This window comes from Photorhabdus kleinii, from assembly GCF_025384885.1.
In the GTDB taxonomy this organism is placed as follows: domain Bacteria; phylum Pseudomonadota; class Gammaproteobacteria; order Enterobacterales; family Enterobacteriaceae; genus Photorhabdus; species Photorhabdus kayaii.
The window spans coordinates 1-22,285 of the sequence record NZ_JAJAFY010000063.1 but is presented as its reverse complement, the minus strand read 5'-3'; the positions used below and the strand labels follow the sequence as shown (position 1 = coordinate 22,285).

Here is a 22,285-nt window from a genome sequence, read left to right as displayed (position 1 = left end):
ATAGAGGTAATTTTAGTGTTACTCATACATAATATCCTGAATGCCAAGACTGATCCCATTGAATCATGTGTGACTCGTTTTGTCGATATTTTGGTTTTTTCCTGTCGCAATACTCAATGATTTTTTTGAGAAATTCATTCATCCGATATTTACCATAAAAATTATATAGTTATCAGTAAAATAAACCAAAGTGGTAAAAATAACCCGCTATTAACGGGCTTAAGTTAATTTAATCGAGGTCATCCCGGCAGCTTATCACCCGGTTTTATATGAGCAAGCTGCTCAATATGTTTCATCACTTCCGCGCGTACTGCGGGGTGCTCCCAGTTGATATGGATCATACCGTTATCATCAATATAAAAACGGTCACTATTTTCTTTTAAAATAGCCAGTAATTTATCTTCTTTTTGTTGAAATTTTGTCACCTTCATGATGTGTGCTCTTCGCCCGGATCAAAACCAACCCATACCGGGTTATTCGAAAATGATAAATCGGGTCGTTTCCGTTTTTTCCGGTCATAATACTCAATAATTTGCAGCGCGACGGCGGCAATCTGTACCGCTTCATCTCTTGCCGTTCCTGCGTGACTGCCGCCGAATTCATCATGCAAAATAGCCTGCGCGAACTCCCCAATCTCTTCACTCAATATTGCCGCCCACACGAACGGGTCATGATTACGGTCAGCACCCCAGAGTTCATCTTGTTTTGTCATTTCTGACAGAACATTGTTCATTGCGCACGTAGTTGAATAGTCAGTCATTTTTAACCCCTTAGCTCATCAAAATATTTTCTTTCGGCCTCTTCAGCCATGGCAGAGTAATGCCCTCCGGGATCATGAAAAATATCGTTAAGATTAATAGGGTTACCCAATTTATCATTTAACCTGTTCATGATTGCTTTTACGCTTTTTCTATGTTGTTTGGTTTCTTTCTGCAAATAACCAAACATAGATAAGCAATAACGTTCGTCATTGACGATAATATTTCCTCCATCAAGTAATGAGCGAGCTAAAAAATCGTCCATTTCGATGTTATTGAGTGCTGCCGACTCATAAATCCGTTTCACTTTTTCATCAAAATGCATTGTCGGGTAGTTTTGACGAAACTCATTCACCAACAAATCATCGTAATGTCTGTCAATTTCTCTCCTGTTGTTGTTTGAATTTTGAACCACCGGAGAGTTATTGACAGAACTCCAAGGGGCGGCGGGGCCGCTAAAAGACAAAGACCCAAAAGACAAACCTACGGATTCAGAGTTGTTAGAGCTGGAGTTAATTTTCTTAGAGACAATTTTCCATTTTGTAAGACGGGTGCATACGCGGGAATCTTCGCCGATATGTGGCGACCAAATACCAAAAATCTTATCTACCACTTCACCATAGGCATCGGGTTCATCATTTTGCTGATACGCAAGATGAACAACATAATCTTTACGCGGGATCAGCACACCGCCTTGTTTCATGATGTATGAAGCAAAGCACCCGACGTCGGCGGCGGCAGTAACCGCATCCATTTGCGGGTCACTTAATAGCGCTTTCCCACGCTTAAACTCACCTGAAATTTTTAATACCGATGTTAATTGATTGCTGAGTTTTCTCAATTCACGCCAGACAGTGACGGGCGGAGTCCCGATTGCCTGGTACTGACGAATACGATAACGAGAAGCCCACGCCATCGCGAATTTGGCCGTCTCTTTTAGTGGCTTACCGGTTTCTTTATCACGCTCGCCGTCAAGCGCGTAACCGTCAATATTTTTTGAAATGTATTTAGCAACATATGCCGTAGCACTGCCCTTTTTCGGATCGAGTTTTTTGGCGGTAAACCGGGCGCTTGTCCGCTTACCTAATTCTTGCCTGTCTTCTTTGATGGCATAACTGCGCATAATATCAGTGACGGCTTTACGCTCACCCGGGCGCATGAACAGCAATAAATGCCAGTGCGGAGTACTGTCATGATGCGGCTCAACAACCCGGAAGCCGTAAATTCGCAACCCATCTCGATCCAGTTTTGAGCCGATATTGGCCCACACTTTACGTAAATAATGCTGTGCCTGAACGGGCGTTGAATGATTCCATTTTGGGTTAGCATGACCACTATGATTATTGGCGTGATATTTGGACGGGCAAGTTATAGTATAAAAAACGCCAACGTCACCGCGTTCTTGAGCAACAAACTCAATGCCTTGCATTCGCGCCATTAATTCATGGCGACGAATAACCGGATTACTGATGCTTGCATAAACCATATTTTCCAATGAAACCACGTTACCGGCTTCATCAACCAAATCGTGCGCTTTAAAGAATTCAGCATTGCGGCGACGTTGTTCCTGCCAGTCCGAAACCGCTTCGTAACTCAGGTAAGGATGAGCCTTTTTATTGACCTGATTTGCTGCGCGTAGCTGCCCCTCGCGCCAGTCGCAGCGCAGACGCCAGAGTTGGCGCTCCCACCAATCTGTGTTAATCATTCTTGATATCGCGGGTAGAGCCGGGTATAAATCCAGCTCATCGTCAGATTGACCGGGAATAGGTTTTAGTTGTGACCAGGCGGGCGGCATAATATGCAGTGAATAAACTTCGGCGGCCAAATTGCGATATATCAGCAAGAGATCAGCTTTTGTTAAATCGTCGGTTTCACCGTTTGCATTTTCTGTTTCAATACAAAACATCTCATTGATACGCGCCGCGATTTCATTCGCCAGCGATTTAATCCGGCGCTTATTCATTTCGGCAAGATGGCGGTAAACGCCCTGGTAATAAGACGCCAGTTCACAATAAGGCTTGACGCCTTGTTTTTCTCTGACGGCATTTAAACGCAGCAATGCACTCTTAACTGTTCCGAGCAAAAATGCATTGCTATGTTTGATACCGCGATTTTTACGCAGCCAAATTATTTTTTTCTGAAAATACGATTTAATAAAATGCGGTTGCTCATTTAAATAAGACTCAACACCTGCGGCAGTTTCATGCCACGAGCGCCGATTCTCTTCATAAGCCTGTTTCTCTTGTAAAGCACATTGGCGGCGAGCCTCTTGCTGTGCGGGCGTTAAGACCTGGCTATGCAGCAAATCCCGCTCTATTAAGCGGGTCAGATATTTTTTTACATGTGGATGTTCGGACGTCACCTCACCCTTTGATAACAAAGCATCCTCAAAAAAGGGTGATGCTATCGCCGGACGGGGCGCATTCCACGAAAACGCCCATTCACATTGCATATTCACTCACACACTCCAGCATAAACAGAACTACACGCCTGATATGAATTTTCTTCGGCCAATAAATCAAACTGACGCCCCCCCCCCTAGAGGTCAACGCCCAATCGCGGTATGTCTCTATGCCGTGAGATTCAAGAGTCACACAGTCAATGCGACGTTCCCGTTTCACGGGATCCTGATGAGAAGGAAAAAAGGTGCTGTTACCGTAGCGGGAACAAGCCGCGACCATACGCTCCCATTGAGCGACGCGGGCAATTTCATCTGGGAAACGAACGAATATTTCCGCGAGTTCAGATTTGCGGGCATGAATGCACGGCATACACCCAACACGAGAGCACCCCTGCTGATACAGGGGGTTGGGTTTAATACTGTGCTTTTTCGCCAGTGCGAAAACATGCTCATGAGTCCATGATAAAATAGGGCGATAAACAGACAGCCCCGCAGTATCATCAATATCCGATTCCCAAATAGGCAACCCAGCGCGTGATGGTGACTCCTGCGCTCTGACGCCCTGCCATGAGATAACTTCGTCAAACTGAGAGAGCAGAGGTTGAATAACCTGCTCGGCAATGGGTTTGTGCTTTAGCTCGAATGTACAAAACCGAGCCTTGGTTGATGGAAAACGCCCTTTTAGCATGCACAGATCAAGAAACGGGTTATTGGTAGAGAACAGCACTTTTAGTGCGGCAATAATTCTCTTTTCTGCCTGATCCGCAGTCATTCCACATTCTAAGACTAGACTGACGGGCCAACGTGATTTGATAAACTCTCGCTTGGCATTTATCCGATCCGAAAAATCGCCACGCACACGCTGAATTTTCCCCAAACGGCTTTCCAGATAATCCAGATACTCTAGGGTTTGCGGGTGTTCATGTCCCGTATCTGCAAATACAGCAATATGATTTACGCCGTTTTCAATAGCCAACAACCATTGAGCCAAGGAATCTTTACCCCCAGAGACGGAGATAACATTGATGGTATTATCTGCATGACACCGGATATCAATCATTAGCTCACCCCCATCAATAGACTGGTAATAATTTCTGTCGCGGGTTTTCTGCTATTGCCTGACGCTGCAATAGAACGATGAGTTGTAATTTCTGTAATATCAAAAACATCAAAACCTTTATAAATGCTTTTGGCATCTATGCTATTTGATACAACAATAGAATTACCCGATTCGTCATGCAATATGATTAACGCGATGGTCAGCTCATACTGTTCACTAACGCTGAAATGGTTATCGTAGTAACTGGTGAATTTATTAAGATAGGGCGGATCGCAATATATAACATCATCAGCTTTGACAAGCTGCAATGTCTCTCTCCAATCAGCGCAAATAAACGTCGCTCGCTGCGCTTTTTCAGCAAATGCACGGATCTCATTTTCCGGGAAATACACAGATTTATATTTACCAAACGGCACATTGAAATGACCGCTTTTGTTATATCGGCACAAGCCATTAAAGCAATGACGATTCAGATATAAAAACCAAACGGCGCGAATAAGCGGGGAACGGCACTCCGGCAACTCTGAGTTAAATTTATCTCTCAACAAATAAAAGCCATGCTCATTATTATAGAACTTAAAAAAATCTCGTGATAATTCTATGAATAATTCAACATTATCTTTAATTTGCTGATACATATTAATCAGATCTGAATTGATATCAGCAATCAAATATTCATCATAATCGGTGTTCATCATGACAGCACAAGAGCCAGCGAACGGCTCTACCAGCCGTCCCCCGGCTGGTAAATGTGGTAATAATTTATCCATGACGCGAGCTTTGCTGCCCGCCCATTTTAAAATTGTTTTATTCATGGCTGTTATTCCCGCTTGAGAAATCACTCTCCGTCAAGAGTGGAACTAGGCATGATGGGCAATGAAAATATCCTTCATCGTCACCCGTTATATTTTCTTGAAAAATCAAATCACTTAATTCAATATCCACATGACAATTATGACAGCAAATCTGCTTTTCAGTATTGCAAGCTGGTTTATTTTCCATTTCACACACTCCGATAATGCTTCTGTTTCAGTTCAATGATTGACTGGCGTGTAATACAGCGAGTGACGCCTATTACAGCTTTCCTACGTTCTTCTGAGATAGAATTACCGCAGTCATCACACTCAAAAGCTGAAACACTGGTACAACGGTCAGTCACAGCTCTGATTTGACGCTCTAAAGTGGCGGCGATATGTTTTTCAGCAATATCAACAGAATCAGACATAGTGCCACTCCTCCGCCTGACGCTCGATTTCCCGCGCTTCGTCGGTTAACAATAGAGAAGCATTGGCATAATCAAGCTTATGCTTAAGAATGCGCGTTGAGAGTTTGACAAGACGCGCAGAGAAGCGAGCAGCGCAGCATTGCCTTTCGTCCGCGCGTGCGTCGTTGAGCAATCCCAGCAAAGTATTTTCTTCAACTTTGCCGCCAATTTTTATTTTTCTCTTTTCGATATTTCTCATTTTCACTTTCCTTTATTTAGGCAATAAAATGTCCTGCGGGTTTACGCTATTAAGAATCAATCATCAATTAACGTGGCATAGATAATCGTTCGGGAAATATGCTAGCTACCACCTTTAAATGATTAATTGTCCGTACTAATGATTTTTTCTCATCAGGAGTGAGTTCATTAAAGCTAATATCATGTCGGGATTCATGAATATCAGCGAGATTAAAAATAGCCGTCAGAACGCGCTTGTTAAATGCGAAGCTATCCGGCCACTCCCACTTATCCCGCATCAGTGAAATAAACTCGCTCAGTTCTTCTTGATTCTCTCCGAAGTGTTGATATCGTATTGCCGATAACTGATTAAGTGCATCGGCCCGGTTTCCCATCGCTATTTCAGCAAAGCGGAATGCTTCTGTATTTGCCATGCTTCCCCCCCTTTTTTTTTCAAATATAGGGAAGTTTATTTCAGTAAGAAAATAATAGCGGACGCAACATACAACATGACGAGCGGATATAATAAGCCGTCAGTCGGTTTTGGTGACTTAAAGTCTTCGCCAGTCAATTTATATTTATGAGACATCTTTTCGAGTGAGTTCATTAGAATTCCCCGTTGTTGATTTTAATTAATGCTTCGGCGTGTTGTTTAGCAGCTTCCTCAGTTAAATGAATGCATCCGTTGTTAAGATATAAATTGTCAATATCATCTCCGAACCAAGCAAGCTGACCGAATTCATTACGTGACATTGATTCAATAACAGAATAATACTCATCTCCGTTATTTAACTCATAATCAACAGGCTTCGGAAAACTCACTTTTCCGACCGTGATCATTTCAGGCTTGCGGCGATATTTAAATTCTGTGCTCCACGCCGGACTATATAGACATTGTTCCCAGTTGACTGCTTCAATATGAAGCCGTTCCCACATTAACCACGGCTCGTCTGTCTTCAAAGCATCTCGTGCATATTGCATCATTAATTCAGCGTGTACGTGTTTTTTATTTTGTGACATTGCTTAATCCTCTATTTAACAATCTCAGTTCGTAATTTTCACCGGTGCTAATCTTCATGAATGATTCAAAGATTGCTATCACGTCAGAAAGAGACAGCGGGGTTTCGTCTCCCGCATATTGCAGGACATCTGTTATTCGACGCACGATGGTTAAATGAAGATCGGCGCGTTCAATATGTGATAATAATTTTAAATTTGGTAATCCAGAATCAGTTGTTAGACGTTGCATGTTCTCTGCTCCTATATAATTACCTGACTTTGTTGATAACATTGTTCTGTTAACAAGAGTTCGCCATTAATGTTTTCAAGGGATACCGATACAACATTGGTAGCGTTATATTTCTTTCCATTATTCATGACTATACATAAACAACTTAATGATGAAACCGGATAACTGTAAGCAATATCACTTTCAATCACTAAAATAGTTTTTTTGTTATGCTGAAACATTAAACATTCCATTTTTCACCTCATACAATCAAACTATTCTCAAGTATTGATCAAATGTTGCTTGGTTTTATCCATATCTGGCACATGGTATTCTGGTGCGTCCATACGACCAAAAAGGTAAGCAAAATGTCTAAAAAAGAAGTACCTATTTATATCCCCGCCGAACTGGAATACATCGAAGCAAATCATCTGGCTTGCCTCCGGTTCCACTATCGCCTCAAACCACCACATAAACTACCTAAAGACGGTCAGCTATTTACCGGGCTTACTCTTGAGCAAGCAAAAGACACGGTGAAGTTTCTTCAAGGCTATATTCAACGCGCCGAACTGTTGCAGGGAGCTGCTCAAGAAAATCATACGCATTGATATTAACTATTTGACCGTAAGCCGAGTAAGCAAGGCGGGTACCATGAATAACGGTATCCCCTACTTTATATTTTGTTTTATATACGCTATTCACTGTCTGCTCCTATATAACTGTCTGACCTGACTCATTGCTTGTTCTTTTGAATCAAACTTGCCATATGAATACTCGCCGTCGCTGATCTGGTAGCGAGTGGTTGTATTGATTTTGTTTCTCGGCAACCGGCGAATTGCAAAAGCGCCGTAGGTTTCTGTATGATTGCTGACTGGTTTTAGAATGAGATTGGTGTGATTCATCATTATCACCTCAGCTATTTTTAAAACTTCATGCGGAGCGCTTCCTGAGCTTCTTCATAAGCTTCAAGGAACTCATAAACCATATTTACTTCACGTTCTCTGCCTTTCTTTTTTTTTGTCAGCGTCAATTTTTGCTCATTGGCTTGCTGTTGGACGGTTCTGACCGTCTGACCTGTGACCTCTGCATATGCTGAAAGCGTTAGCTTTGGGTATGGCAGGCAGAAAACAACAGGGCAATCGGGCATTTTTATCACGAGAGGCTTAGGTCTTTTAACTGACATAGTTTATTCTTCCCAAATCTTTATCTGAATTTCGTTCGGATTTAACCGGATTCAAAGGACTTCAATTGAAGTCCTCAATAATGTGAGGATAGTCTTCAAGTGCAAACCTTGTCAAGCAGTTATGCAAAAAAACTTAAACTCATCAGAAAAGCAGAGGGGCTAACGCAAGTCGCATTTGCAAAAGAACTGGGAGTGGGTTTGAGTACTGTAAAAAATTATGAAACGGGGCGTAGAGAGGCTGGTTTATCAATTATTGATAAAATCACGAATCACCCCAGATTTGAAAAATACACAATGTGGCTAATGAGTAATAAAACTTTAGAAATGGCGGGGCAGATATCCCCCGCTCTCTCCCCTGATGGGCGAGACGACGACACATACAACAGCCGAAGCGGCCAGAAGGTTGGTTAACTATATATAACATATACATACGTTGGGGGCGTGGTGGGATTTGCGCTGAACGTTTCCCTTGGCTTATAACTTAAGGAGTTCATTAATGAAAACATTTGTGATGGTGATTATCAGTCAATGAATCAAGCGGAAACCTTGTCAAGCAGTTATGCAGAAAAACTTAGACTTATCAGAAAAGCTGAGGGGCTAACGCAAGTCACATTTGCAAAAGAACTGGGATTGGGCTTGAGTACTGTAAGAAATTATGAATCAGGGCAGAGAGAGGCTGGTTTATCAATTATTGATAAAGTCACTCATCACCCCAGATTTGAAAAATACACGATGTGGCTAATGAGTAATAAAACTTTAGAAATGTCAGGGCAAATATCCCCCGTTCTTTCCCCTAATGGTTTTGGTGAAAAAATCAAAGCAATTAGGGTTGCAGAGGGGTTAAGCCAAGCTAAATTCTGTAAAATCACCGAGTTATCAGTTAGTACATTGGAAAAATATGAAGGTGGAAATTTTGAACCCGGAGCAAATGCATTGGCGAAAATTACGCAAAATCCACAATTTGAAAAGTACACATTGTGGTTAATGACAGATAAGACGTCGAAAGCGGCGGGACAGATATCTCCAGCCCTCTCCCATGATAGGTGCGACGACATATCCGACAACCAAAGCGGCCAGAAAGTTGGTTAGCCGTATATAAAATATACACGCATTAAGGGCACGCCATATAAACTTAGCTGTGCCCTCATTAGTTGGTACTGATTATCTTGTAGGTGTTGCTGATTGTGAGTGTATCAAAATTAGATAGCGGGCAGTACCTTGTTGATGTTCGCCCGCAAGGGCGTAAAGGCAAGCGTATTCGCAAGCGCTTTAGTACAAAGTCCGAAGCGCAGCAGTATGAACGATGGGTAATCGCTACCCAAAACGATAAAGACTGGTTAAATAAACCAACGGATCGCCGGACTCTCATTGAGTTAATTGATCTGTGGTGGAAGTACAAGGGGCAATCTTTAAAAACAGGTAAGGAATCCAAACAGAATTTGTTGAATATGGCGCGTGATATGGAAAATCCGCCAGTATTGAAAATGACGAAAAGTACATTTGCAGATTACAGGGCAGAGAAGCTACTAGCAGGTATAAAACCAGCAACGATTAACAAAAAGCAAATGTTGCTCAGTGGGGTTTTCACGACGTTAATCAAATTGGATAAATATCATGGTATTCATCCATTAAAAGGAATTGAGCAGCTAAAGAAAAGCCAAGCTGAGATGGCTTTTCTCAGTCTGGAACAGATTGCAGATTTTCTGTCCGCGCTTGATGGTGACAACTTAAAAGTTGCAAGATTGTGCTTAGCTACTGGGGCCCGATGGAATGAAGCGGCATATTTGACTAGGGAAGGGGTAATAAAGCACAAAGTTACTTTCGTAGATACAAAAAACGGCAAGAACAGAACGGTTCCCATCTCTAAATCACTTTATGATGAAATTTCGCAACATAAGAACCGACAATTATTTCCCGATGTGAATTACTCATATGTTCGGCTCTTACTTAAGTCAATGATTCCAAATCTACCAAAAGGACAAGCAACGCATGTACTACGTCACACATTCGCAAGCCACTTTATGATGAATGGGGGAAACATACTAACTTTACAAAAAATCCTAGGACACGCTTCAATTGTGCAAACTATGATTTACGCGCATTTTTCCCCCGATTATTTGAATGATGCGGTACGCTTGAATCCATTAGAAAACTCATTTAACTAGCGGTAAGTGATCCACATTTTGCCCAAAATACTCGGATTTATTAAGATTATTAAGGATCTGTAATTCGTGTTTACTTTCGCTAGCCCGCGTGAGCACTGATGCGGAGTGGCTGGCTATATTCCATTACAGAACAATTAATTCCTTTTTGTCATTTTATAACTTTACCTCCGACTCATATATTCATTCGAAACAGTTTCAGTACTTATAAATATTTCACTGGATATCAAGGGCAATCGTGGATTACTTACCGATATTTGTTGAGCTGAAAGGGCGGCTTGTATTGCTTGTCGGTGGTGGAGAAGTGGCCGCACGTAAGGCGACTCTACTACTACGGGCAGGTGCATTATTACAAGTTGTAGCGCCTGAATTGTGCTCTGAATTACAACAGTGTTATCAAGCTGGTGAGTTGGAATGGTATAAGGAAGAATTCCAGCCTGAATATCTTGATGGCATCTTTTTGGTCATTGCTGCGACTGATGATTATATTCTGAATCATCAGGTTTTTACTGAGGCGAATAGGCGCAGTGTTTTGGTCAATGTGGTTGATGATCAAGCTCATTGCTCATTTATTTTTCCATCAATTATCGACCGTTCTCCGGTTTTGGTGGCGATTTCATCAGCGGGAAAAGCGCCGGTATTAGCGCGTTTAATCCGCGAGAAACTAGAAGCGTTACTGCCTTCCAGCCTTGGCATGATGGCAAACATCGCCGGGAATTGGCGTGATCGAGTAAAACAGCGATTAACTTCCATGCGCCAGCGTCGTTCTTTTTGGGAACAGGCTTTCAATGGTCGTTTCGCTATGTTGGTTGCAAACGGTCAGATCCAACAGGCGGAAAAACAGCTTGAGCAACAACTAGAACAGTCTGATTCTCAGGGAGAACTGGTTTTGGTTGGGGCTGGTCCTGGTGATCCGGGATTGCTGACGTTAAAGGGGTTACAGGTTATTCAGCAGGCAGATGTGGTGCTTTATGATCATTTGGTGAGCAGTGATGTACTGGATCTGGTTCGCCGTGATGCAGATAAAATTTGCGTTGGCAAAAGAGCGGGTAATCACTCTGTTTCTCAGGAGGAAACTAACCGATTGATTGTGAAATTTGCCGGACAGGGGAAAAAAGTGGTTCGCCTTAAAGGCGGTGATCCCTTTATTTTTGGCCGTGGCGGTGAAGAACTACAAGTTGCAGCATCGGCAGGTATCCCTTTTCAGGTTGTACCGGGCATTACCGCCGCCATCGGGGCGGCGGCTTATGCAGGAATTCCGCTAACTCACCGGGAACATTCACAGAGTATCACTTTTATTACCGGTCATTGTCGAGAAAAGGGTAATGAGTTGGATTGGCCTGCTTTGGCTAGAGGTCATCAGACGCTGGTGATTTATATGGGGACGGTAAAGGCAGCCTTGATAAGTCATCAATTAATTTTACATGGGCGAGAGAAAGAGACACCAGTAGCCGTCATTGGTTGTGGTACTCGTCTAGAGCAGCAAGTGTTGACAGGCACTTTGCTGGAACTGGAACAGTTAGCACAGCAGGCACCGTCACCGGCCTTACTGGTGGTGGGAGAGGTGGCCCAACTCCACCATCAGATAGCTTGGTTTGGGCAACAATCTATTGCCAAGATAAGCCGTCCGGCAGTAGTCAATTTAGCATAAGGAGTTGTAATGGATGAGAAAAGATTGACACACTTGCAGCAACTTGAAGCTGAAAGTATTCATATCATACGGGAAGTGGCCGCCGAGTTTGAAAACCCAGTGATGCTTTACTCTATCGGTAAAGATTCTTCGGTCATGCTTCATCTTGCACGCAAGGCGTTCTATCCGGGAACATTGCCATTTCCTTTGCTGCACGTGGATACGGGCTGGAAATTTCGCGAAATGTACGAGTTTCGTGATCGTACTGCTAAGAATTACGGCTTTGAACTATTGGTGTATCGCAACCCGCAAGGGGAAGCAATGGGAATCAATCCATTTGTGCATGGTAGTGCCAAACATACTGACATCATGAAAACCGAAGGGTTAAAACAGGCGCTGGATAAATATGGTTTTGATGCCGCTTTCGGCGGTGCTCGTCGTGATGAAGAGAAATCACGTGCCAAAGAGAGGATCTATTCCTTCCGTGATCGTTCACATCGTTGGGACCCTAAAAACCAGCGTCCTGAATTGTGGCGTAATTACAACGGCCAGATTAACAAAGGTGAAAGTATTCGCGTATTCCCATTGTCTAACTGGACTGAACTGGATGTTTGGCAATACATCTATTTGGAGCAAATTGATATTGTTCCCCTTTATTTTGCCAAATTACGCCCGGTATTGGAGCGTGAGGGTACGCTGATTATGGTTGATGACAATCGGATCGATCTGAAACCTGGTGAGGTTATCAGCCAGCGCAAAGTTCGTTTCCGTACTCTTGGTTGTTGGCCGCTGACGGGAGCAGTGAAATCTGATGCTGAAACATTGCCGGAAATTATTGAAGAGATGCTGATATCGACGACAAGTGAACGGCAAGGGCGGCTGATTGATAGTGATCAATCTGCTTCTATGGAACTGAAAAAACGTCAAGGTTATTTCTAAGGAGTACAACCATGTCAGCACTTGCACAGAATGAAACTATTGCTCATCAAATTAAACAACAGGGCGGTGTGGAAGCTTATCTGCACGCTCAACAAGAGAAAGGATTACTGCGTTTCCTGACGTGTGGCAGCGTGGATGATGGCAAAAGTACTCTGATTGGACGCTTGTTACATGATACCCGTCAGATCTACGAAGATCAGCTTTCAACATTGCAGAATGACAGTAAACGTATCGGTACTCAGGGTGAAAAATTAGATCTGGCTTTATTGGTGGATGGTCTTGCCGCAGAGCGCGAACAGGGTATCACCATTGATGTGGCTTATCGTTATTTTTCAACAGAAAAACGCAAATTTATCATTGCTGATACACCGGGACATGAGCAGTACACCCGTAATATGGCAACGGGTGCATCGACCTGTGATCTCTCTATTCTGTTGATTGATGCGCGTAAAGGTGTTCAGGAGCAGACCCGTCGTCACAGTTTTATCAGTACATTGCTAGGTATTCGCCATTTGGTGGTAGCGGTGAATAAAATGGATCTGGTGGAATATCGTCAGGAAGTTTTTGATCAGATCAAACAGAATTATATGAATTTCGCTGCTCAATTGCCGACAGATTTGGACGTTCATTTTGTCCCAATCTCTGCACTTGATGGCGATAATATTGTCACTAGAAGTCGAAATATGGATTGGTATGAAGGACCAACGTTGTTGGATATTCTTGAGACAGTTGATGTAAAAAAGGAAGCCTCGAAGCAGTTACTGCGCTTCCCGGTACAGTATGTTAGTCGGCCTGATCTCGATTTTCGTGGTTATAGTGGCACACTTTCGTCTGGGATTTTACGTAAAGGGCAGAAAGTTAAAGTCATGCCGTCCGGTATCTGCTCTCAGGTGGAGCGGATAGTGACTTTTAATGGTGATTTGAATTTTGCTGTTCCGGGTGAAACCATTACGGTGGTGCTGAAAGACGAAGTTGATATCAGCCGAGGTGATCTCCTGATTTCTGCCGATGATGAGATGATGGTTACCCGGCATGCGCTGGTGGATGTGGTATGGATGTCTGAACAGCCTTTGGTGCAGGGGCAGAACCTTGATATCAAAGTGGCGGGTAAAAAGAGCCGTGGGAAAGTTGAGAACATTCAATATCAAGTGGATATTACTCACCTGACACAGCGGGTGACTGTTGATTTACCATTAAATGCCATTGGATCGGTGGAATTTTCTTTTGAAGAACCATTAATGCTCGATAGCTATCAGCAAAATAGCGACACTGGCGGCATTATTTTGATCGATCGACTGACTAATGTCACTGTTGGTGCGGGGTTGGTACGTGAAATTCAGACAGATGTTTATGAAGGGCCAAAAGGATTCAGCGAATTTGAACTGGAATTGAATCGGTTGATTCGTCGTCATTTCCCTCATTGGGGAGCCAGAGATTTACTGGGAGGTAAATAAATTGGCTGACATTGAAAATTTGCTATCAGAAAATGTTGTCTGGCATCCACATCAACTGACCAGAGTGCAGCGGGAGATTGAAAATGGACATCCTGCATTGGTTATTTGGTTCACTGGTCTATCGGGTTCAGGGAAATCCACTGTAGCCGGGGCTTTAGAGCAGGCCCTGTTCCAACGAGGAATAAAAACTTATTTGCTTGATGGTGATAACTTGCGTCATGGCCTTTGTAGTGATTTGGGTTTCTCCGAACAGGATAGGCAGGAAAATATCCGCCGTGTGGGTGAAGTTGCCAGTTTGATGGTCGATGCGGGTTTAGTCGTGCTGACGGCTTTTATCTCCCCTCATAAAGCAGAGCGGAAAAAGGTTCGTGAACTGTTAGAACCAGGGCAATTTATTGAAGTTTTTGTCGATACACCACTGGAAATTTGTGAATCCCGTGATCCAAAAGGATTGTACAAAAAAGCCCGTGCCGGTGAAATTCGTCATTTCACGGGGATTGATTCAGTCTATGAGGTTCCCGATAACCCGGAAATTTATCTTCCAGGCCAGCAATCCGTTGAAATCTCCGTGGCCCAGTTGCTGGTGGAATTGGAAAAGAGCGGCATTATACGCTCAATGATTCATCACGGATAACGTCAACAAAAAGCACATTATTGCGTTTTCAGTGATGTGCTTGTGTAAAATAGCTGCATTCAACTATTTTTCTCATACCCTGTTTTGTGATAGTGGCGTCATTCTTTGAGTTATGGGATGATTGACAGATATTTTAGGGGGCGGAAATGGGTAAACTGACGCTACTATTACTGGTTTTACTTGGATGGCTACAGTATTCACTGTGGCTTGGTAAAAACGGCATTCATGATTATGTGCGAGTTAAGAATGATGTTGCGATGCAAGAGCGTAATAACAGCAAACTTAAAGCGCGTAACGATCAGTTATCGGCGGAAATTGATGATCTTACGGGTGGACAGGAAGCCATCGAAGAGCGATCCCGTAGTGAATTGGGTATGATCAAACCGGGTGAAACTTTCTATCGTTTAATCGTTGATAAATCTAAAGAAAACACTTCGCGTCCCTCGACTCCAAATAATACTCAATAATTAAAATGAACAATCTATTACTTCGTTCCTGTGCTGATATTATTGCTTTGGTACCAGCAGCGGGTATTGGTAGCCGAATGAATTCGGATTGCCCAAAGCAATACCTGTCTATTGCTGGAAAGACTATTATTGAGCACACCTTGGCTGCATTACTTGCTCATCCCCGTATTCAGCATGTTGTGATTGTTTTAAATCCCGCGGACACACAGTTTCAATCCCTTGAGATTGCATCAGATTCGCGCATTACTACGGTAACCGGTGGTGAACAGCGAGCAGATTCTGTGCTGGCTGGTTTAAATCATCTGGTTCATTTGACTAGCAATGATCATTGCTGGGTTTTAGTGCATGATGCGGCCCGCCCTTGTTTACACCGTGACGATCTTGACCGTTTGCTGCAATTGGCAGTAGCCGATGAACAGGGAAATATGGCATGCGGTGGTATTCTGGCATCGCCGGTCCGCGATACGATGAAACGCGGACGGGTTGGTCAGATTATTGACCATACAGTAGAACGGCAAGATCTCTGGCATGCACTGACACCGCAGTTTTTTCCATTGATGTTACTAAGGGATTGTTTATCAAAAGCACTTTCTCAACATGCTAATATTACAGATGAAGCTTCCGCACTGGAATATTGCGGCTATCAACCAGTGTTGGTTAATGGGCGTTCGGACAATATAAAAGTCACGCGCCCTGAAGATTTGGCATTGGCAGAATTTTATCTGTCTAGAAAATAAAGGAACAGACATCATGAGGATCGGGCACGGTTTCGATGTGCATAAATTTGGTGGTGAAGGACCGATTATTATCGGTGGTGTTCGTATTCCTTATGAACAAGGGTTGTTGGCACATTCCGATGGTGATGTTGCTCTCCATGCAGCAACGGATGCTTTGTTAGGTGCTGCGGCATTGGGCGATATCGGGAAATTATTCCCAGACACTGATCCGGCGTTTAAAGGGGTGGATAGCCGTAAATTATTGCGCGAAGCCTATTCACGTATCAGAGAAAAGGGGTATCGGATTGGCAATCTGGATATTACGATTATCGCTCAAGCCCCCAAAATGTTGCCGCATATCCCACAAATGAGAGTCAATCTGGCAGAAGATCTGCAATGTCACATTGATGATATCAATGTTAAAGCCACAACCACCGAAAAATTGGGATTTGTTGGGCGTAAAGAAGGTATTGCTTGCGAAGCGGTTGCTTTGCTGGTTAAGGAATAATTGATGGTATTGGCTGAATTAAATTGGCTGTATGGACAACCAGAAGCGACGGGGAGACTAAAAGCCTCGCCGGAAGATTTTATTGTCTGTGAAGATTTAGGGTTTTCTCCTGATGGAGAAGGTGAGCACTTAATGGTGCATATTCGTAAAACGGGTTGTAATACTCAATTTGTTGCAGATAACCTCGCTCGTTTCGCTGGTATACCGTCTAGATCGGTCAGCTATGCTGGTTTAAAAGACCGTAATGCAGTGGCAGAACAGTGGTTTTGTTTGCACTTACCGGGCAAACAGGATCCTGATTTTGCCTCGTTTCAGCTTGAGGGATGTGAAGTTCTGACGACAGCCCGTCAGAAACGTAAATTGCGCATTGGCGCATTGAAAGGAAACTCATTTACACTTATTTTGCGGGAAATCAGTCATCACCAATTGGTTGAAAACAGGCTACAGTTGATTCAGCAAAGTGGTGTGCCTAACTATTTCGGTGAACAGCGTTTTGGTCGGGATGGGCAGAATCTGATTCAAGCGCAGCGTTGGGCAAATAATGAAATCCGAGTAAAAGAGAGAAATAAGCGCAGTTTTTATCTATCAGCTAGTCGTAGTGCTATGTTTAATGCGGTAGCCAGTGCGCGGGTTGCTCTGAAACAGCAACAACAGGTAATGAAGGGTGACGCCCTACAATTAACAGGGCGTGGTAGCTGGTTTGTTGCTGATGAAGCTGAATTGCCTTTATTGCAACAGCGGGTGAGCGATGGAGAATTACAAATAACCGCACCGCTGCCTGGTGACGGTGAATTGGGAACACAGCACCAAGCTGTGGATTTTGAACGGCAATATTTGCAGCCTTATGAATCGTTGTGGGAACTTATCAAGCGTGAAAGGGTGGAGGGTTCTCGTAGGGCGATTCTGGTGCAGCCTCAGAATCTGAGTTGGCAATGGCAAGATAATGACACGGTAAAAATCAGTTTCTGGTTGCCTGCTGGCAGTTTTGCTACCAGTGTGGTCAGGGAAATAATCAATCAGGATCAAAATAATGTTACGAATATTGTTGAGTAATGATGATGGTGTGACCGCTCCAGGGATTCAGGCTTTGGCGGCTGCATTGCGTGAAAGTTATCATGTGCAGGTTGTTGCTCCTGATCGTAATCGGAGTGGTGCATCTAATGCATTGACCCTTGATCGTTCATTAAGTGTTAATACGCTGGAGAATGGTGATATTTCAGTATTGGGCGGCACACCAACAGATTGTGTTTATCTCGGTGTTAATCGGCTGGTTCTTCCGCGCCCTGAAATTGTTGTTTCTGGTATTAATCGTGGCCCTAACCTTGGGGATGATGTGATTTATTCCGGTACGGTTGCGGCTGCGATGGAAGGCCGTCATCTGGGGTTGCCGGCATTGGCTATTTCACTTGACGGCGAATTGCATTATGAAACAGCGACAGAAATCACATGTCGTTTGTTACAAATGCTACAAACAACGCCTTTGAGAGCGGGTAATATTTTAAATGTGAATGTTCCTGATCTGCCACTTGAGCACATTAAAGGTTTTCGGGTGACACGTTGTGGTAGCCGTCATGCCGCGGAAGAAGTTTATTCTATGCAAGATCCGAAAGGTAACATGCTTTACTGGTTGGGGCCACCGGGAGATAAATATGATGCTGGCCCTGAAACAGATTTTGCGGCGGTGGAACAGGGATATGTATCTATTACGCCATTACAGGTAGATCTGACTGCGTATAAAGCGCAGGCGTTAGTAAGAGATTGGTTAGCTAAAGCTGAGGTTGATGGAGAATGCTGAGTCGGGCAATGAAAAATTTGCTGACACAATTACGCCAGCAGGGAATAGATGATGAACGTTTACTGGCCGCCATTTCTGCCGTGCCTAGAGAACGTTTTGTCGATGAAGCACTGGCACATAAAGCGTATGAAAATACGGCCTTGCCTATTGGTTATGGGCAAACGATTTCTCAGCCTTATATTGTTGCCCGTATGACTGAGCTGCTTCAGTTAACACCGGATGCTAAGGTTTTGGAAATTGGTACCGGCTCTGGTTATCAGACAGCAATATTAGCGCATTTGGTCAAACATGTTTTCTCGGTAGAACGGATCAAGGGCTTACAGTGGCAGGCTAAACGGAGATTGAAACAGCTTGATTTGCATAATGTTTCAACCCGTCATGGGGATGGTTGGCAAGGATGGCCGTCGCGTGGGTTATTTGATGCTATTATTGTGACCGCTGCGCCTCCGTATATCCCACAAGAATTGATGCTTCAGCTTGCTGATGGTGGTGTGATGGTTTTGCCCGTTGGCGAGCATACACAAATTCTTAAATCCATGAAACGTCATGGCAATGGTTTTCATAGTGAAGTGATCGAAGCTGTGCGCTTTGTGCCCCTTGTGCAAGGGGAACTGGCTTAAATTCATAGTATATTGCAACTATTTTTCAATTAATGGTTATATTTGCTTTAATAAGCGAAATTATTTTCGTTTCGAGATTTTTGTGGTTATGTATAACCTTTAAGAATTATTAATTTTTACGCTTATCTTTGCCGTTATGGGGGAAGGAAATATGAATTTGGGAAGCCCAATGAAAAAAATACAGCGGATTGTAACGTGTTTATTGATGGGAGTCTGGTTAGTAGGTTGTACAAATACACCAACTCGTCCTGCACCTATCACTAGTATTGATCAAAAACAAAGCAGCGGGAGTCGTTATCCGGTAATATCTTCCGGCCATGCTGCTGTATCTACGCCAATGCCATCTTCACCTTCGTCGATGAGTGAGGCTGATAGCAATTTGCAGGGGAAAATCGTTTATAGCCGTGATTATGACAGTATTCCTAAAGGTAGCTATAACGGCAGTACTTATACAGTCAGGCATGGTGATACTCTGTTTTATATTGCCTGGATCACAGGTAGTGATTTTCGTGATCTTGCAAGCAAAAATAATATTTCAGAACCTTACAGTTTGACGGTGGGGCAGACTTTGAGGACCGGTAGTAGCGGGATGTTAACCACTTATAACCATAATCAAATTCAAACAACCCTGGTTGATTCTCAATCAACTAATGCGTATCCTGCAAATTCTGGGAAGCAAAAGAGTGTAAAAATGTTGCCACGGGCAACTACATCAACAGTAAACGATACGTATTTAGAGTCACCGACGACAACCGCAAGCAGTGGAAACAGGGCTGTCAGCAGTTGGATGTGGCCGGCTGAAGGTAAAGTGATTGAGAGTTTCTCTGATGCCCAAGGGGGTAACAAAGGGATTGATATTGCAGGTAGCAGGGGCCAGTCAGTATTTGCAACAGCAGGTGGTCGAGTTGTCTACGCCGGAAATGCCTTACGTGGATATGGAAATCTGATAATTATAAAACATAACGATGACTACCTGAGTGCCTATGCTCATAACGATACAATGCTGGTTCGTGAGCAACAGGACATCAAGGCAGGGCAAAAAATTGCCGCTATGGGTAGCACGGGTACCAGCTCTGTAAGATTACACTTTGAAATTCGTTACAAGGGAAAATCCGTAAACCCGCTGCGTTATCTTCCGCAGCGATAAACTGGGCAGAGTGCTGAATTCTGCCTGCATTATCATGGGTAGGGGCAGCTTATGAGCCAAAATACGCTGAAAGTTAACGAGTTGTATGATGATGCGGATTTAGATGAAAGTGGTATTGAAGCTGACGACTTCGATGAGAAATTATTGAAGAACAATGAGGGTGATCTAACTGATTTTGAGAATGATTTAGATGTATTGCAGGGCATGAGCCAGCGGGTTCTTGATGCAACACAGCTTTATCTCGGCGAGATTGGTTTTTCTCCTTTGCTGACGGCGGAAGAAGAGGTTTTTTTCGCAAGGCGGGCATTACGTGGTGATGTTCTGGCCCGCCAGAGAATGATCGAAAGTAACTTGCGATTGGTTGTCAAAATTTCCCGCCGTTACAGTAACAGAGGCTTAGCTCTTCTTGATTTAATTGAAGAAGGTAATCTTGGCCTTATCCGTGCTGTTGAAAAATTTGACCCGGAGCGCGGGTTCAGGTTTTCTACCTATGCAACATGGTGGATTCGGCAAACCATTGAACGGGCGATTATGAATCAAACCCGTACTATTCGGTTGCCAATCCATATTGTTAAAGAGCTCAACGTCTACTTGCGTACAGCAAGAGAACTTGCCCATAAATTGGATCATGAACCTAGCCCGGAAGAGATAGCAGAGCAACTGGATAAACCGGTTGATGACGTAAGCCGTATGTTGCGATTGAATGAACGTATCATTTCGGTTGATACCCCTATTAGCAGTGATTCTGATAAAGCGCTATTGGATGTTTTATCGGATGAGAATGAAAGTGGGCCGGAGGGAACAACACAGGAAGACGATATGAAAAAGAGTATCGTCAAATGGTTGTTTGAGTTGAATTCGAAGCAACGTGAAGTATTAGCGCGTCGTTTTGGTCTTTTGGGATATGAGGCTGAAACGCTGGAAGATGTGGGCAAAGAGATCGGTTTGACAAGGGAAAGAGTGCGTCAGATCCAAGTCGAAGGTTTGCGACGTCTGAAAGATATTATGCAAACTCAAGGTTTGAATATTGAAGCGTTATTCCGTACTTAACTGTTGAATAGTTTGGCTACTTGGGTTCTGAAGAACTGTTGCTTGTATTTTTGCTTGGTATTATCAAGTTCTTCAGTACCCGGTAGGATTCCCTAATTTTGTCTGGGATGATGGCAAGTTTTAATCAGAGATTTCTAATACTTAAATTGCAGTGGTCGACTAATTTAGGGCACTTCATTATCCTCTTCCAATAATTTTCCTTTTCAAGGGGACAAGTTCATCACTATCGCCAGATAACTCCACTCTTATTTTCGTGCGAATATAATTGATATCAATACACCACATTATATCCGGCCTCTCGGGATTAAATTCTTATTGCCAGCATAATTCCATCCAAGCCACAGATGGCTTTTAAAGTCTCACTGTGACTTGCAAAGGTGTTGCGTGTGGCGCGGCGACTGAGTATGATAATTGTACCGAGCAGCACTGTTCAGCGGACGGATATGATTAAGAGTTTTAAACATAAAGGGTTGAAAAAGTTTTTTGAAACAGGTTCTACAGCCGGTATTAATGCTATGCAAGTTCCAAAAATTGCTACCCGTCTTGAGGTGTTGAATAGAGCTGTAAAAATTGAAGATGTAGATATCCCTGGCTTTTTTTTACACCCACTTACAGGAAACCGGAATGGTGTGTGGTCTATTACTGTGACAGGGAATTGGCGAATTACCTTTGAGTTGTATGATGGTGATGTCTACGTTGTGAACTATGAGGATTACGACTAATGGCTATGATGTATAACCCCCCGCATCCCGGAATATTAGTTAAAGAGGCTATGGAGGCTCTGAATTTGAGCGCCAGAGGACTGGCTAAGGTACTGGGTGTAGCACCATCAACTGTGCAACGCTTGGTTGTTGGTAAGTCTGATGTTTCGCCAGAAATGGCACTGAAATTGTCTGCCGTTATTGGCAGTTCACCTCAAGTTTGGATGGGAATGCAGGTGGACTATGATTTATGGCAGGCAAAGCAGCATATCGATGTGTCTCACCTTCATCGATTGCACATAGCTTGATTAACATATTTCAATGTCCCTAATTCTGAACCATCTCAATTGTTTTGTCATTGGCCTGAAAGGTGAGTATAAGCTCACCTTTC

30 protein-coding genes and 1 pseudogene are annotated in these 22,285 nt (G+C 43.4%); 18 read left to right on the top strand and 13 right to left on the bottom strand.

Annotation, left to right across the window (positions count from 1 at the left end; all coding sequences use genetic code 11):
* Positions 1–239 precede the first annotated feature (239 nt).
* From LG003_RS20720 to LG003_RS20670, 11 genes and pseudogenes are all read right to left on the bottom strand, one after another.
* The gene (locus tag LG003_RS20720; protein ID WP_112876946.1) at positions 240–431 is read right to left on the bottom strand and encodes a hypothetical protein; all 192 of its coding nucleotides are present in this window, start codon (positions 429–431) and stop codon (positions 240–242) included.
* Positions 428–760, bottom strand: coding sequence for a MazG-like family protein (locus LG003_RS20715; protein WP_262981534.1), 333 nt, complete (start codon positions 758–760; stop codon positions 428–430). Before LG003_RS20715 ends, LG003_RS20720 begins: the two co-directional genes overlap by 4 nt.
* A 2-nt stretch (positions 761–762) precedes the next feature.
* Positions 763–3,210, bottom strand: a complete 2,448-nt coding sequence (locus tag LG003_RS20710; RefSeq protein WP_262981538.1) for a replication endonuclease — start codon at positions 3,208–3,210, stop codon at positions 763–765.
* A gap of 2 nt (positions 3,211–3,212) precedes the next feature.
* Positions 3,213–4,219 (bottom strand): annotated as a pseudogene (locus LG003_RS20705) (phosphoadenosine phosphosulfate reductase domain-containing protein).
* The gene (locus tag LG003_RS20700) at positions 4,219–5,034 is read right to left on the bottom strand and encodes a DNA adenine methylase (protein ID WP_262981533.1); all 816 of its coding nucleotides are present in this window, start codon (positions 5,032–5,034) and stop codon (positions 4,219–4,221) included. Before LG003_RS20700 ends, LG003_RS20705 begins: the two are co-directional and overlap by 1 nt.
* The gene (locus LG003_RS20695; RefSeq protein WP_262981532.1) at positions 5,027–5,221 is read right to left on the bottom strand and encodes a hypothetical protein; all 195 of its coding nucleotides are present in this window, start codon (positions 5,219–5,221) and stop codon (positions 5,027–5,029) included. Before LG003_RS20695 ends, LG003_RS20700 begins: the two co-directional genes overlap by 8 nt.
* 1 nt (position 5,222) lies before the next feature.
* Positions 5,223–5,444 (bottom strand): TraR/DksA C4-type zinc finger protein, encoded by a 222-nt coding sequence (locus LG003_RS20690; RefSeq protein ID WP_262981531.1) that lies wholly within the window; start codon positions 5,442–5,444, stop codon positions 5,223–5,225.
* Positions 5,437–5,682, bottom strand: a complete 246-nt coding sequence (locus LG003_RS20685; protein ID WP_262981530.1) for a DUF2732 domain-containing protein — start codon at positions 5,680–5,682, stop codon at positions 5,437–5,439. The genes LG003_RS20690 and LG003_RS20685 overlap by 8 nt, the downstream gene beginning before the upstream one ends.
* Positions 5,683–5,749: 67 nt before the next feature.
* A complete protein-coding gene (locus LG003_RS20680; RefSeq protein WP_262981529.1) occupies positions 5,750–6,094 on the bottom strand; it encodes a DUF5347 domain-containing protein in 345 nt (114 codons plus the stop codon).
* A 172-nt stretch (positions 6,095–6,266) separates the two neighbouring features.
* Positions 6,267–6,680: a hypothetical protein gene (locus LG003_RS20675; RefSeq protein WP_262981528.1), complete on the bottom strand. Its 414-nt coding sequence runs from the start codon at positions 6,678–6,680 to the stop codon at positions 6,267–6,269.
* Entirely contained in the window at positions 6,667–6,909 is a 243-nt protein-coding gene (locus LG003_RS20670; RefSeq protein WP_049585563.1) for a hypothetical protein, read from the bottom strand. The genes LG003_RS20675 and LG003_RS20670 overlap by 14 nt, the downstream gene beginning before the upstream one ends.
* Positions 6,910–7,256: 347 nt before the next feature.
* Here LG003_RS20670 and LG003_RS20665 point away from each other — a divergent pair, with 347 nt between their 5' ends.
* Positions 7,257–7,496 (top strand): hypothetical protein, encoded by a 240-nt coding sequence (locus LG003_RS20665; RefSeq protein ID WP_262981527.1) that lies wholly within the window; start codon positions 7,257–7,259, stop codon positions 7,494–7,496.
* A 90-nt stretch (positions 7,497–7,586) separates the two neighbouring features.
* Here LG003_RS20665 and LG003_RS20660 read toward each other — a convergent pair whose 3' ends face one another.
* On the bottom strand, positions 7,587–7,793 hold the full coding sequence (locus LG003_RS20660; protein WP_262981526.1) for a hypothetical protein: 207 nt from the start codon (positions 7,791–7,793) through the stop codon (positions 7,587–7,589).
* A gap of 17 nt (positions 7,794–7,810) precedes the next feature.
* The gene (locus LG003_RS20655; RefSeq protein WP_262981525.1) at positions 7,811–8,071 is read right to left on the bottom strand and encodes a hypothetical protein; all 261 of its coding nucleotides are present in this window, start codon (positions 8,069–8,071) and stop codon (positions 7,811–7,813) included.
* Positions 8,072–8,170: 99 nt separating this feature from the next.
* On the opposite strand from LG003_RS20655, the gene LG003_RS20650 reads away from it, so the two are divergent.
* The 17 genes from LG003_RS20650 to LG003_RS20565 all read left to right on the top strand — a co-directional run bounded on the left by LG003_RS20650 (position 8,171) and on the right by LG003_RS20565 (position 22,202).
* Entirely contained in the window at positions 8,171–8,482 is a 312-nt protein-coding gene (locus LG003_RS20650) for a helix-turn-helix domain-containing protein (protein WP_315903399.1), read from the top strand.
* Positions 8,483–8,599: 117 nt separating this feature from the next.
* Complete coding sequence (locus tag LG003_RS23565; RefSeq protein ID WP_390894159.1) at positions 8,600–9,160, top strand: helix-turn-helix domain-containing protein; 561 nt, start codon at positions 8,600–8,602, stop codon at positions 9,158–9,160.
* 95 nt (positions 9,161–9,255) lie between these two features.
* Positions 9,256–10,236, top strand: coding sequence for a phage integrase (locus LG003_RS20635; RefSeq protein WP_262981524.1), 981 nt, complete (start codon positions 9,256–9,258; stop codon positions 10,234–10,236).
* A gap of 235 nt (positions 10,237–10,471) precedes the next feature.
* Positions 10,472–11,884, top strand: coding sequence for a siroheme synthase CysG (gene cysG, locus LG003_RS20630; protein ID WP_262981523.1), 1,413 nt, complete (start codon positions 10,472–10,474; stop codon positions 11,882–11,884).
* Positions 11,885–11,893: 9 nt separating this feature from the next.
* A complete protein-coding gene (cysD, locus tag LG003_RS20625) occupies positions 11,894–12,802 on the top strand; it encodes a sulfate adenylyltransferase subunit CysD (RefSeq protein ID WP_113026078.1) in 909 nt (302 codons plus the stop codon).
* Positions 12,803–12,813: 11 nt separating this feature from the next.
* On the top strand, positions 12,814–14,256 hold the full coding sequence (gene cysN / locus LG003_RS20620; protein ID WP_112877127.1) for a sulfate adenylyltransferase subunit CysN: 1,443 nt from the start codon (positions 12,814–12,816) through the stop codon (positions 14,254–14,256).
* A 1-nt stretch (position 14,257) separates the two neighbouring features.
* On the top strand, positions 14,258–14,890 hold the full coding sequence (cysC, locus tag LG003_RS20615; RefSeq protein WP_112877126.1) for an adenylyl-sulfate kinase: 633 nt from the start codon (positions 14,258–14,260) through the stop codon (positions 14,888–14,890).
* A 146-nt stretch (positions 14,891–15,036) separates the two neighbouring features.
* Positions 15,037–15,357, top strand: a complete 321-nt coding sequence (gene ftsB / locus LG003_RS20610; protein ID WP_065390098.1) for a cell division protein FtsB — start codon at positions 15,037–15,039, stop codon at positions 15,355–15,357.
* Between the two features lie 5 nt (positions 15,358–15,362).
* Complete coding sequence (ispD, locus tag LG003_RS20605; protein WP_262981522.1) at positions 15,363–16,094, top strand: 2-C-methyl-D-erythritol 4-phosphate cytidylyltransferase; 732 nt, start codon at positions 15,363–15,365, stop codon at positions 16,092–16,094.
* 13 nt (positions 16,095–16,107) lie between these two features.
* Positions 16,108–16,581, top strand: coding sequence for a 2-C-methyl-D-erythritol 2,4-cyclodiphosphate synthase (gene ispF, locus LG003_RS20600; protein WP_011145090.1), 474 nt, complete (start codon positions 16,108–16,110; stop codon positions 16,579–16,581).
* Positions 16,582–16,584: 3 nt separating this feature from the next.
* Positions 16,585–17,634: a tRNA pseudouridine(13) synthase TruD gene (gene truD, locus LG003_RS20595; RefSeq protein WP_112877124.1), complete on the top strand. Its 1,050-nt coding sequence runs from the start codon at positions 16,585–16,587 to the stop codon at positions 17,632–17,634.
* Positions 17,612–18,376: a 5'/3'-nucleotidase SurE gene (gene surE / locus LG003_RS20590; RefSeq protein WP_112877123.1), complete on the top strand. Its 765-nt coding sequence runs from the start codon at positions 17,612–17,614 to the stop codon at positions 18,374–18,376. The genes truD and surE overlap by 23 nt, the downstream gene beginning before the upstream one ends.
* Positions 18,370–18,996, top strand: a complete 627-nt coding sequence (locus tag LG003_RS20585) for a protein-L-isoaspartate(D-aspartate) O-methyltransferase (protein ID WP_112877122.1) — start codon at positions 18,370–18,372, stop codon at positions 18,994–18,996. The genes surE and LG003_RS20585 overlap by 7 nt, the downstream gene beginning before the upstream one ends.
* 169 nt (positions 18,997–19,165) lie before the next feature.
* Positions 19,166–20,143, top strand: a complete 978-nt coding sequence (gene nlpD, locus LG003_RS20580; RefSeq protein WP_192881000.1) for a murein hydrolase activator NlpD — start codon at positions 19,166–19,168, stop codon at positions 20,141–20,143.
* Between the two features lie 51 nt (positions 20,144–20,194).
* Positions 20,195–21,193, top strand: coding sequence for an RNA polymerase sigma factor RpoS (gene rpoS / locus LG003_RS20575; protein ID WP_112877120.1), 999 nt, complete (start codon positions 20,195–20,197; stop codon positions 21,191–21,193).
* A gap of 443 nt (positions 21,194–21,636) precedes the next feature.
* On the top strand, positions 21,637–21,915 hold the full coding sequence (locus LG003_RS20570) for a type II toxin-antitoxin system RelE/ParE family toxin (RefSeq protein WP_262981535.1): 279 nt from the start codon (positions 21,637–21,639) through the stop codon (positions 21,913–21,915).
* Positions 21,915–22,202: a HigA family addiction module antitoxin gene (locus LG003_RS20565; protein ID WP_262981521.1), complete on the top strand. Its 288-nt coding sequence runs from the start codon at positions 21,915–21,917 to the stop codon at positions 22,200–22,202. Before LG003_RS20570 ends, LG003_RS20565 begins: the two co-directional genes overlap by 1 nt.
* The last annotated feature ends 83 nt before the right edge of the window (positions 22,203–22,285 follow it).